Source organism: Pseudoalteromonas sp. Isolate6 (assembly GCF_022398435.1).
In the GTDB taxonomy this organism is placed as follows: domain Bacteria; phylum Pseudomonadota; class Gammaproteobacteria; order Enterobacterales; family Alteromonadaceae; genus Pseudoalteromonas; species Pseudoalteromonas galatheae.
The window spans coordinates 1-12000 of sequence record NZ_JAKEVK010000141.1 but is presented as its reverse complement, the minus strand read 5'-3'; the positions used below and the strand labels follow the sequence as shown (position 1 = coordinate 12000).

General features: G+C 44.5%; 8 protein-coding genes. 2 read left to right on the top strand and 6 right to left on the bottom strand.

Features of this window, described 5'->3' with window-relative positions:
* Positions 1-80: 80 nt before the first annotated feature.
* The 5 genes from L1D50_RS16445 to L1D50_RS16425 form a co-directional block, all read right to left on the bottom strand.
* Entirely contained in the window at positions 81-1046 is a 966-nt protein-coding gene (locus L1D50_RS16445) for a hypothetical protein (protein ID WP_239966427.1), read from the bottom strand.
* Positions 1047-1056: 10 nt separating this feature from the next.
* Positions 1057-2001 (bottom strand): hypothetical protein, encoded by a 945-nt coding sequence (locus L1D50_RS16440; protein WP_239966426.1) that lies wholly within the window; start codon positions 1999-2001, stop codon positions 1057-1059.
* A 13-nt stretch (positions 2002-2014) separates the two neighbouring features.
* Positions 2015-5920, bottom strand: coding sequence for a hypothetical protein (locus L1D50_RS16435; RefSeq protein WP_239966425.1), 3906 nt, complete (start codon positions 5918-5920; stop codon positions 2015-2017).
* The gene (locus L1D50_RS16430; RefSeq protein ID WP_128727388.1) at positions 5917-6942 is read right to left on the bottom strand and encodes a DUF4150 domain-containing protein; all 1026 of its coding nucleotides are present in this window, start codon (positions 6940-6942) and stop codon (positions 5917-5919) included. The genes L1D50_RS16435 and L1D50_RS16430 overlap by 4 nt, the downstream gene beginning before the upstream one ends.
* Before the next feature lie 241 nt (positions 6943-7183).
* Positions 7184-7399, bottom strand: a complete 216-nt coding sequence (locus L1D50_RS16425; protein WP_235956711.1) for a heavy-metal-associated domain-containing protein — start codon at positions 7397-7399, stop codon at positions 7184-7186.
* A 171-nt stretch (positions 7400-7570) separates the two neighbouring features.
* On the opposite strand from L1D50_RS16425, the gene L1D50_RS16420 reads away from it, so the two are divergent.
* Positions 7571-9949 (top strand): heavy metal translocating P-type ATPase, encoded by a 2379-nt coding sequence (locus tag L1D50_RS16420; protein ID WP_239966424.1) that lies wholly within the window; start codon positions 7571-7573, stop codon positions 9947-9949.
* Between the two features lie 5 nt (positions 9950-9954).
* Positions 9955-10365, top strand: coding sequence for a Cu(I)-responsive transcriptional regulator (cueR, locus tag L1D50_RS16415; RefSeq protein ID WP_239966423.1), 411 nt, complete (start codon positions 9955-9957; stop codon positions 10363-10365).
* Between the two features lie 78 nt (positions 10366-10443).
* Here cueR and L1D50_RS16410 read toward each other — a convergent pair whose 3' ends face one another.
* Positions 10444-11739, bottom strand: coding sequence for a pyridoxal phosphate-dependent aminotransferase (locus tag L1D50_RS16410; protein ID WP_138524902.1), 1296 nt, complete (start codon positions 11737-11739; stop codon positions 10444-10446).
* Positions 11740-12000 lie beyond the last annotated feature (261 nt).

Below are 12000 nucleotides of genomic sequence, written 5' to 3'. Positions count from 1 at the left end.
TCTAGAATGTGATCAACGCACTTATTAACTAATTTTTTTATTGTCACAAAAACTCCTTGTTATAGCGATTAATTCGCGTATTACCAAAATACTTTATCTAGTGGACGGTTATTTTTTAGGTCATAAAAAGGCGCTTGTTTTACTAAATCTTCACCTAATATTTGAATATGGTCTTGATGGTCAAGATAGGAGCTTTCTATCGTTTCTTGCCAGCCTTTATAAAATGAACTTGGTATGGGCTGAGTGGTATCCATAAAACGGTGGATTTCACTCCACAGCTGTACGCTGCTGTCCATATCCTTTGGCTCCCAATCGGTTGAATAAAGTGTCTGGCGCTTAAGTGTTTTTGGGTATCGCAGCGGGGCTAAAAACGCCAAGTTATGCCTCACACCTTTACCCGAGGAGACCTTTACAATATACAGTTCAACTTCATCAAGTGTTAACGAGAAACTCCCTTCGTTATTGCCAATGGGAAAAGTGACAAGACCGGTATTTCGAAAGAAGTCGACCCGTAGCACTTCAGAAGTATAGTGCTTAATTCTCTGAACTCGATAAAAAACGAAGCTTGCAAACACCACTAACCCAATCATAAGGTAAAGAATATGAGGCTCAGACTCTTTTAGGTATACGGGGAGACAAACAAGCGCAAATATTGAGGCCATATAAGCAAAAACGATATTCGCAAGTTTCCCTGCTCGCGCAAAGTCAGCTCCGCCTAATGCGATACGTTGGTTCGATGAGAGCACGTTATTATCTTGCAAGACAAAGTCTGCTTTACTATTTACAGCCACTTTTTGCATGCCTTTACTAATTTTAAAGTCTCGTGGTATCGAGTCCTCTATTTTTAGCAGCGGTGTTTCTTCTATTGGCCGATCATGCACTACCTTATCTACCGGAGCCGGAGGAGTTAACGTTTGCGTCTCCTTTTTGCCCTCAGTTTCCATAACCTTACTTACAATTTTTTGAAAACCTAAAGCGAGTAACGCCACCACTTTTTTCCGGATGCGGTTATGGGGAGGGCTGACTTCCTTGTGGTGTGCTTTCATCGTTTTACTGCTACCAAAATACTTTATCTAGTGGACGGTTATTTTTTAGGTCATAAAAAGGCGCTTGTTTTACTAAATCTTCACCTAATATTTGAATATGGTCTTGGTGGTCAAGGTAGGGACTTTCTATCGTTTCTTGCCAACCTTTATAAAACGAACTTGGTATGGGTTGAGTGGTATCCATAAAACGGTGGATTTCACTCCATAGCTGCACACTGCTGTCCATATCCTTTGGCTCCCAATCGGTTGAATAAAGTGTCTGGCGCTTGAGTGTTTTTGGGTATCGCAGCGGGGCTAAAAACGCCAAGTTATGCCTCACACCTTTACCCGAGGAGACCTTTACAATATACAGCTCAACTTCATCAAGTGTTAACGAGAAACTCCCTTCGTTATTGCCAGTGGGAAAAGTGACAAGGCCGGTATTTCGAAAGAAGTCGACCCGTAGCACTTCAGAAGTATAGTGTTTAACACGGTAAACATAGACAAACAGGGACAAAGCAAATGCCAGTAATCCTGTGGTGAGCCATAAATAAAAACTATCACCACTACCGAAATAAAAAATAATTGAAAGTAGCGCGATGATGGATGCCATATAGGCAAATACAATGTTTGCTAATTTACCAGCTCGTGAAAAATCGACACCACCAAGCGCTACTCGTTTATCAGAAGAAAAGAGGTTATTTTGTTGGACTGGTTGAGTCTGAGTAGATACCGCAGGACTCACCTTCAACATCCCTTTACTAATGTTAAAGTCTCGTGGTGTCGAGTCCTCTATTTTTAGCAGGGGTGTTTCTTCTATTGGCCGATCATGCACTACCTTATCTACAGGTGCCGAAGGAGTTAACGTTTGCGTCTCCTTTTTACCCTCAGTTTCCATCACCTTTTCAACAATTTTTTTTACCAAAATTGCTATAAAAGCAAGAACTGATTGATTGGATTTTAACTTGTCTCTCATGGGTAGCCTTCAGTTAATTTAGGAGTCGCTGCAACACGCCAGCAGGGCTCATGCCATAATCTTCGATTTCGACGTTAATGACTTGCTCAGCCCAAAAGTCTGGCTTTTCTATCTTTCCTTCTTCGTCTCTTTCTGACGCAGGTAACCTTAACTCTTGAGATGAACCTGAGTATATTGTTGCTCCTTTGCCTCTAGGATATTTTCGACAACGCATTCTGATTTGAATTTTAGAATGATTGAATTTATCAAAATAGGGATAAAGAGCACTTTCTTCAAATTCAATAATGAAACCCGTTAAACTAGGATTAACGATGATATTGGTATTTTGCCAAAAGTAATCCAATGCTGTTTGAGCTTGTCCCGTGGGTGCAACAGCAATTAACGAGCTCCAAGGTTTTCCAGCTAATAGTGGGCGAATGTCTAGCTGAATGTCTAAGTAACCAAGTTCTGATTCTGGAATATGACCTGGAATTTGCACATTAAACTTTGCAACTTGGAACTTGCCTTTGGAGGTTACCTTGTCATATATCCGAGAGGGAGTGTGTAATTGTACAACAGATACGTCACTAAATATTTTTGGAGAAAATAACTGATCATAGAGACTATGAAGTGCATATTCGGGGTTTGTTTTCCAGCAGTAATAGGGGTTGTCACCAAACCAATCACGCTCGCCACCACCATATGCGTCACTGCCCCAAGGGCACGCTTTAATCCAAGCTTCTAGTGGTTCATCGCGTAATAGATAATAAATACCATATCCAAGTAATACTAGAATGAGTCCTACATAGCCCAGTTTACTCATGGGGTTTAAAATAACGCCTCTGGTGATCGTGGCAAGTATGGTGGGCGCGGTTTCAACCGCCAGCGCGACGAAGCCTGCAGTTGCAATACTAAGGCCAGCAGCGCCACCAGAATCGCCGCGCTTAAACGCGTAATAGGCATCAAAGCCTGACAATCCGGCACTGTATGCAGATGCTAGGAGGTTTAATCTAGCTGTCCATGTAATGATGTTTGCTTTTTTCGCAAACTCAGGGCCAAACTTACGAACGGCACCGAGATTTCCTTTAGCCATTTTGTACTGTTGAAATTCCTGATATTGGCGCAGGCTAGGTAACCCAGCTTTCATCTCTGTGACCATAGAGAGAGCTGAGAAATGAATAGCCGCTAAGTCGAATATTGCGCCAGTAATATCAGCAAACTTTCTTTGTGAGAATTCGAAATTCAAAAAGGCTTGTCGAAAGTTAGCGACTTCAAAGATATATACAATACCGAGTATACCCGCCATTCCTCCCTTTAATGACTGCCCAGATACAGACTCCGTAACAGCCGCATTTTGCCATTTTTGTAAGTTTGCGAGCCTATCAGACAACTTCTTAAGTGTTGCATGTTGATTATCTAACTCTGTTGCATACTGTTTTGCCTCTTCTACAGCCGTATCATATATTGCTTGGGCTGTTGATTCTGCTGACTTGGCTGAGACATCAGCACCAGTAATTTTTATCAAGTATGCGATGGTTTTGTTTTTGCTTTCTATCGTTGTGATGGTTTCCGCTTGATTGAGAGACTGGGTTAGAAACTCAAGTCGTTTGTTTAAATTAAGTACGTCTTCTAACGATAGTTTGAGCTTAGAGCCTTTATATCCAACGTCTATTTTGCGTTTATTACTGCCGCGAATAATTTGGTTGAGTTCTTTAATTTGCTTTTCTGCAGCCAATTTTCGAGACTGAGGATCAAGTGGCATATACCCTTCAGGAAAATTCCCGTTGAGGTAATCTTGTACTCTCATTTCCACTTCAACTAGGTACCCAGGTGCTGAGATATCGACCAAGCGCATCAAAGGTTGCAACACGTCCGCTTTTGCATCAATGAGCTTTGCGAACGGATACTTCTTCCAAGCACTGTTTACCTTCACAAAAGAGCTAACCTGTTTTCTAGAACGACTGACGGCAACTTTTGCTTTAGCAAATTTAGCCTCTAACTCTCGTAGACGCGCACGTTCCTGTTCTAATTGTTGATCAAGCTGCGCTCTGCTCATTCCATATTCTTGCTCTGTTAAGTTTTCAAGTACACTCTTCTTATACTCATATTCAGCATGCTTTTCTTGTAACTCTTTAAATGCTTTTGCTTTTTCTCTTTCAGCGTTGATAAGGGCTTGTTCTGACTGCGTTATCTCATGTTGTGTTGCATCCATTGCCTCACGAGTTTGGGCCTTTTGTTCCCCAAGCGTCCCCGGATGTGTAGAGAGGTTATAAGCGGCCTCTGGAATTTCGAATAAACTGCCTGCTAAACCCATAATCACTTGGGAGAGGCGGCGCCCCATTTGCTCACTCTCTTCTTGTGGCAAAACGGCTTCTTGATCATGGATCTTTTGTATTTTGGCGCTAGTTAAAGGCAATGCAAAGCGATCATATTCCGCCTTTTCGTAGTCATGTAGTTTGTCGCCTGTGGGCTTTGGAAACAAAAATTGGGTGATTTGCTTAGCTGGTTTTGCTGGGTGTTGACCCAGACATTGCAGGATAAAGTCTTGCCCCTGATAGCCTGAACTTAACTCATGCCAAAACTCTTTGTCTGTATTAAGGTATGCAAGCGGTGCGGCTGGGTGAGGCTTTAACGCGAGAAATACATCGGTGACCAAGTCGTATGCTTCAAAGAACCTCAGATCTGATTGGTAGGCATAGTCTTTGAAGCATTCAGTAAAACCTGCACTAAGAGATTCTTGGTTTAAGAACTCGACTAGTTCGTCAGAGATTTCTGCAATGCGGCGAGCAAGTTTTTGGAAGGCCTTTTCTTCCAAAAACTTAAAGAATTTATCTTCCTCTAAATGAGAAGTGCGCCAGTCTTTTAATTTATTGGCAAAGTCGACTGCGTCTTCATCTAACTCTACAAGCTTCTCTCCACTGCTTTGAATTTCAATGTCTTTATCTAAAATCGAATCGGCTTGATGGTAAAAAACCTGCACCATAAAGCTGGCGAGCTCATATTTAGCTTGTTGTTGCAGATCAATTTCACCGGTTGCACTATCTAACCCTGATAACTTATTGAGTAAGTGCTGAATATCCGTGGTGAGATCTTGAATTTGTGAAATGAAATATCGAGCCACATGGATCCCGTCAAAAATCGGCACTTGGGCGATTTTATCGCGCTCTGGAAGGTGCAGTTTTTGATGAAGTGTCGGGGTGTTGACGACTTTGCCTTGGTCGTTATAGCCTGTGGCAAACTGCCCTAAGTTATCCAGCTTAGTCATGCGCTGTGCTCTGAGCGCTGCTGCACCTTCTGGGGCAGGGCAATGTCTTTCTTCGTCAGCGAGTGGCGTGCCGGTATTTAAACGCGGATCCTGCTCATTAAAACCGCCAAACAACAAGATCTGCTCCCATGACCACTGTACTTCAGACCATGCGATTTCTACGCTTACTTCGTTGCCATTTAGTTTATGCGGGACGAGAATGCTGCTGGTTGGCTTACAGGTTGCTGCACGTGTGCCTTGCGGTCGTGAGTTAGGCTTATTGGCCGACTTTTTCCAACTTAAAAAACCTTTTTGCCAATACAAATTCACATCTGAGAATAGCGCCGGGGCATCAAAGTCTTCAGGCTCGATAACTTGTAGTTCACGCCATAAATAGCCATCGACATAAATATAGATAAATCCGCTGGTTACTGGAGAGGCTGATTGTAGTTGCTGCTCTGGCGTGTCGTATAAAAATGGATAAATGTGCACCAGCTCAATGTCGGCATCGCTGCTTTGTTGGTCTACTGTGTTTGAAGTGTAAAGGGGGACCTTATAATAGCCTTCTTTCGTGCCATCAACCGAGGTGTCTTTGAGCATCAAAGAGACCACTTCTTTGTCGCTTGCATAGCCCTCAAAAACAAGTTCTCTAAAATTATTGTTAGCATTGGTTTTGGTTGGTAAAGTGTGGCTCATCCTATCTTCACTTCTTCATCGCTAGGTTTGCTACTGCCCGACACTTTTATATTGATCTTATTCGTACCATCTTGGCTTAGTGGCTCTGCGCCAAGCACTACATCAAGGCCTGCAGGAGTGGCACCACCGGGCTGGTTCAATGGTGCGGGGGGCGTGTTTTTATTATTAGATACCATTAAATCTCCCTGCCTAACCGCCGGTTTTCCCTCGATGTAAACATCAAAGCTGCCTTGCAGAAACTCCGCTTTTTTACCCAATGTTCGACTAGCGATACCTTTTTTATTACCGGGTTGGTCTCCCGTACTTTTTGAAAAGTTAGACTTGATATTGGCCGCACCGTTACCTTGAATTTTTACTGAACTGGCAACGCTTGCGGCGTCTGATGAGCGGGCGATGTTGCCATAAGGAATAGGCACAACCACTTTGCCTATCTTAGTCAAACAAACGTCTACTGTGCTTAACACACCGCCGCTGCCGCTATGCACAGCGGTTCTACCGTTAATGAGAACGTTCGCGTTTGACACGATAGACGCTTGTCTGGCTTCGGCTTCAAAATCTCTGGCAACATCGCTCTCTGTTCCTACTTGCCAACCCAGCTTAAGGGTTACCAAATCTAAGAATGCTTGTGGGTCACTAATTGGCAGATTAACATCCATTCCCGTTATTGGCTCAATATGCGGTAGAACAGCCGTTTGGTTTTGTTCATCCCATTGTGGTGGGTCGATGATGTAGTCAGGAATAAACGCATTGACCATTTGGCCTAAGGTAAAATCGCCGTATTTGGCTCTTTCGATTTCTTCTAAAAAAGCTTGCTCTCCTGCAGCACGGTCGGGAAATATGGCAATATGATAGGCTTGTCCAAGCGCTTGATTTCGCTTTGCACTAATATTCAATGGCAGTAAGGCTGGATTGTTGTGTCGCCAAGAAGCTGAACCTGAGGTTCGTAATTTGGCAGTTTGCGCGTCGACATTGTATTGCACGCTCTGGGCTTCGTTGCCTGCACCGGCGCCGATAAAGCTCATTGTGTTGTCCTTAAATTATTCCTTTAGTCGCAGTTTTATTGATTTTACCTAATACAAACGGCGTAATTTTTCCGCATTGTCTGCGCTTTGTCAAAGTGGGCATTATTGTGAGCGTTTATTAACGTGAGCTGTATAAAACAATTGCGAGTGGCAATGAAGGAGGAAGTGAGCGGATAAACCACCTTACCAATGCAAAGTGGTTTGGGTCGACTTGGATTGATAACTTCTGGGAGATAGTCAGCTAGGCAAAGCTTTCGTTGATGAGTTCTGCGCTATAGCCAGCATTGCCAATAATAGCGATAATCTCGTCTTCTCCTTTGGTGCTTGAAATTTCAACGATTTTATCATCTAGGCGGACATCTACTTGCGCTTGGCTATCAGCTGCTTGCATTGCTTCTGTGATTGCTTTTACACAGTGACCACAGACCATTTTTTCTACTCTTAGCCTTAACATCATTATTTCCTTTGTGGATTAAAGAGTTTGCACTGTGAAGCTTCCCTTGATGGTAAGGTCAACTAATATTTAACAATAAGCTTCTGTTAGATGAATGAACAATTTTGTTTGACCTTACCATGAGGGTAAGGGTTAGTGTCCAAAATGAGAATGAACGCGTTTGCGGAGATAGAAATGGACAAGGTAATAAAATTTAATGTATCGGGCATGACATGCGCCTCGTGCGTTGGCCGAGTTGAGAAAGCCTTAGAGAAAGTGTCTGGTGTTGTCAGTGCCAGTGTTAACTTAGCCTTGGAAGCGGTGTCTGTTGAAGGCAGTGCGGATGTATCGGCGTTGGTGAGTGCGGTCAAAGATGCAGGCTACAAGGTCAATACCAGTGAAGTGCAATATCAAGTTAAAGGCATGACTTGCGCGTCTTGTGTGAGCCGAGTGGAAAAGGCAGCGCAAGCATTACCGCAGGTAATTAAAGCCGAGGTCAATTTAGCGACTGAAAAGCTAACCTTAACTTTAGTGGCAGAGTTACCGTTCGCTGAAATAGAAGCCAAGCTTAACGACGCCGGTTACACTGTGGTACAGCAACAAGCAGCCCCTGATGAGTTAAACGAACAAGTTACAGCAACTCCCTTTTATCGCGCTGATTGGTTCCCAGCAGTGGCGTCACTGACGCTCACCTTACCTATGGTGTTACCCATGTTTGCCATGCTGTTTAACCAAAACTGGATGCTCCCGGCATGGATGCAATGGGCACTGGCAACACCTGTTCAGTTTTATTTTGGTGCGCGTTTTTATCGTGCCGGATGGGGAGCAATAAAAGCGGGGACGGGGAATATGGATTTGCTGGTGGCCATCGGCACCAGTGCAGCGTATGGCCTGTCGCTGTATTTGTGGTGGACATTCAGCGGTGAGCATGGCGCTCCGCATTTATACTTCGAAAGCAGCAGTGCCGTGCTGAGTTTGGTGCTGTTGGGCAAGTATCTTGAACACCGAGCCAAGCGACGTACAACCAGCGCTCTTAAAGCGCTTGAAAGCTTAAGGCCAACATCGGCTATGGTCTGGCGTGATAACAATTGGCAAGAAGTCCCAGCTGCGGCAGTAAAAAGTGGCGAACGACTATTGATCAAACCTGGTGAGCGTATACCGGTTGACGGCGTTGTAGTTGAAGGTCACTCACAGGTAGATGAAGCGCTTATCAGCGGTGAAAGCGTGCCTGTTTATAAAGCACAAACAGACAAAGTGACTGGTGGTTCGGTGAATCTTGATGGTGTGCTTGAAGTGGATGCAACCAGTGTTGGTGCGGAATCAACTTTGGCAAAAATTATTCGTTTGGTAGAACAAGCACAAGGCGCGAAAGCACCTGTGCAAGCGTTGGTGGATAAAGTGAGTGCGGTATTTGTACCTGCGGTATTGGTGATTGCGCTCATTACATTTTTTGCATGGGGGTTCAGCACAGGAGATTGGCCAACGGGTATTCTTAATGCGGTGGCGGTTCTTGTTATTGCTTGCCCGTGTGCGCTTGGTTTAGCAACACCTGCCGCGATTATGGCAGGTACTGGCACTGCCGCGCGCTATGGGATCTTAGTAAAAGATGCTGGTGCATTGGAGCAAGCAACGGCCATCGATATGGTAATTTTTGATAAAACGGGCACGCTTACGGTGGGCAAACCAGAGCTTAGCAATATGCACACTTTTACGTATCATCAAGACGATGTGTTACAGCTGGCGGCATCGTTACAGCAATACAGCGAACACCCGCTTGCCAAGGCTGTGGTCAATAAAGCACAAGAAAAGCAATTGTCACTACTCCCTGTAAGCGACTTTAAAGTGGTAGCGGGTAGAGGCGTTAAAGCACAATACCAAGATAAAACAGTCTATTTGGGGAGCGGTTTTTGGATGCAAGAGTTAGGCTTAACTTTGCCTGCGTTACCAGAAGAAATACCGGGCGCTTCTTTATCTTGGTTAGTGAGCCAAAATAGTGAACTGAGCTGCGAGTTTTTGGCGTTATTCTACTTTACTGACGAGCTTAAAGCTCATGCTTATACCGCGGTCAAACAGCTTAAGCAGCAAGGGATCAAAGTTGCAATGTTGACTGGAGACAGCCAAAGTAGTGCACAGTACAATGCTAAATTGCTGGAACTGGACGATTATAAAGCGCAAGTTCTGCCAGAGCACAAAGCTGAGTATATTGCTAATGCCCAACAGCAAGGTTACTGTGTGGCAATGGTCGGCGATGGGATCAATGACGCCCCAGCGCTGGCACAGGCTGATCTGGGTATCGCAATGGCAACAGGTACGGAAGTGGCGGTAAGCGCGTCGGCAATGACGTTGATGCGGGGCGAGCCAAGCTTGGTGGCATCTGCTTTAGCGATGGCAAAATTAACCTATCGCAAAATCAAGCAAAATCTATTTTGGGCATTTATCTTTAATGTCATTGGCATTCCATTGGCAGCACTGGGTTACCTTAACCCTATTTTTGCAGGTGCGGCGATGGCGGCCAGTAGTTTGCTAGTCATTAGCAATGCGTTGTTATTGCAACGTTGGCAACCAAAGGAGTAAACGTCATGGAAAAACTGATCACAATCGGCGAAGCCGCGCAGCGTACTGGGCTCTCGGCAAAGATGATCCGCCATTATGAAGCAAGCGGGCTACTAAAGTGCAGCAAACGAAGTGAAGCGGGTTACCGGCTGTACGACTCGCAACAATTACAATTGCTAGGTGTGATAAAGCAAGCACGCAAATTGGGGTTTCCTATTGCGCAGATCCAATCTTTACTCGATTTGTTACAAAACCCAGACCGTGCTAGCCGTGAAGTCAAATCGATAGCGCAGCATCATTTGAATGAGATTGAACATAAAATCAATGAACTTCAGCAAATGCGCGAAACCTTAAAGCAGCTGTCGGATAACTGTAGTGGTGACGAAAATGCAAACTGTCCAATTTTAGATGGGCTTTGCCAAAATAGCCTAAAGTAGCCGAAGGTTGGAATAGCCAAACGTTAAAAAGCCAGTCTTCAATGATGAAGACTGGCTTTTTTGTTGTGCAGAATAGCGCTAAGCCTCAAGTAATAGTTTTGACTGGGTAAGTGCAAGCAGTGCAGTTTGTAATCTTGGCAGCGCCGCTTCAATTTCACTCGGTGAAATAGTACAAACGGCAGCGCGATACCAAAGCTGTGACGCTTTAGAACGACAGCCGAAACTGGCGAATGGCACCAGTGCTAATCCCGCGCTATCAATTAAATACCGACTGACTTGATCTGCATTTTCGAGTACGTTTCCATCGGGGGTTTCCATATTGATGGCGTCGATCTTCAAGGTCATATAAATGCCGGCATTTGGTATAAATGAATCGATTGCTATGCCTGCGCCTTTCATATCCTGAACACCCTGATGCAGTACCGCCATTGAGGCTAGTATTTTTTCTTTAAAGCCGGCTAAATAGCTTTGTAGATAGGCTTCATTTTGAAATAACACCGCGGTGGCAAGTTGCTCTGCCGTCGGGGCCATTGCACCTATATGTTCTTGGATCACCTGCATTTTTGCTATCACTTCGTGTGGGCCTGTCGCCCACCCAACTCGAATGCCTGTTGCGGCAAAAGCTTTGGTGCCAGCATCAACCACAATTAAGTAAGGCTTGATATCTGGGCAAAGCGACGCCGGATGATAATGCTCAACCTCTTGCATTGTCAGCATCCAGTACACTTGGTCGTAGATAACGTAGAGCGGTTTGGCGTTTATCGCTCTGCGGCGCGCGTTTTCTGCGACAACCATGTCGCAGATTTCACCGAGCTGTTGCTTTGAAAACATGGAGCCATTAGGGTTTTGCGGTGAGCATAAGGTGATAAGGCGCGCGTCAGATATGTGTGCTTGAAGCTGTTCCGCTGTAGGTAAAAACTGATTTGCTTCGCTGGTTTCAATTGGCACATGCTTGCCACCACACATGGTGGTGTAAAACATGTTATTCCAAGAAGGCACAGGGTAGATCACCTTGTCTTCTGCGCTCACCGTAGCGAGCATCGCAGAATACAGCAAAGGCCTTGCACCGCCAGAGATCAACATCTCCGTATCTGGGTTGTAGCTGACGTTAAAGTGCTTTTTAGTTTGTTTTGCTACCTCATCGCGAAGTGATAACACCCCCTCAAGCGGAGGGTAATCGTTTTGCTTGTTCTCGTAAGCTTGCTGGATCTGTGCGGTAAGGTAGTCGGGCATCGGAAATTGTTGCGTGTCAAAATCTCCAATGATCAAATCACAAATTTCTTTCCCCTTTGCAAGCTGCTCCTGCACGTAAAACTCAAGGTGAATAATGTCCGAGTAATCGAGTGCATTGGCTAAATTTGATAGGTTTTCCATTGTTATATTTTTCTCCTTAAGTATCTATTCTAGAATAATTTAGTTTTATTTAGACACGCAAAGTTAGCGCTGCGACTTCTCTAACTTTGTTGAGTGCGAAGTCAATTTCGGCTTCTGTAGTATGCCTGCCTAAGCTGAAACTATCTATTCTAGAATAATTTAGTTTTATTTAGACACGCAAAGTTAGCGCTGCGACTTCTCTAACTTTGTTGAGTGCGAAGTCAATTTCGGCTTCTGTAGTATGCCTGCCTAAGCTGAAAC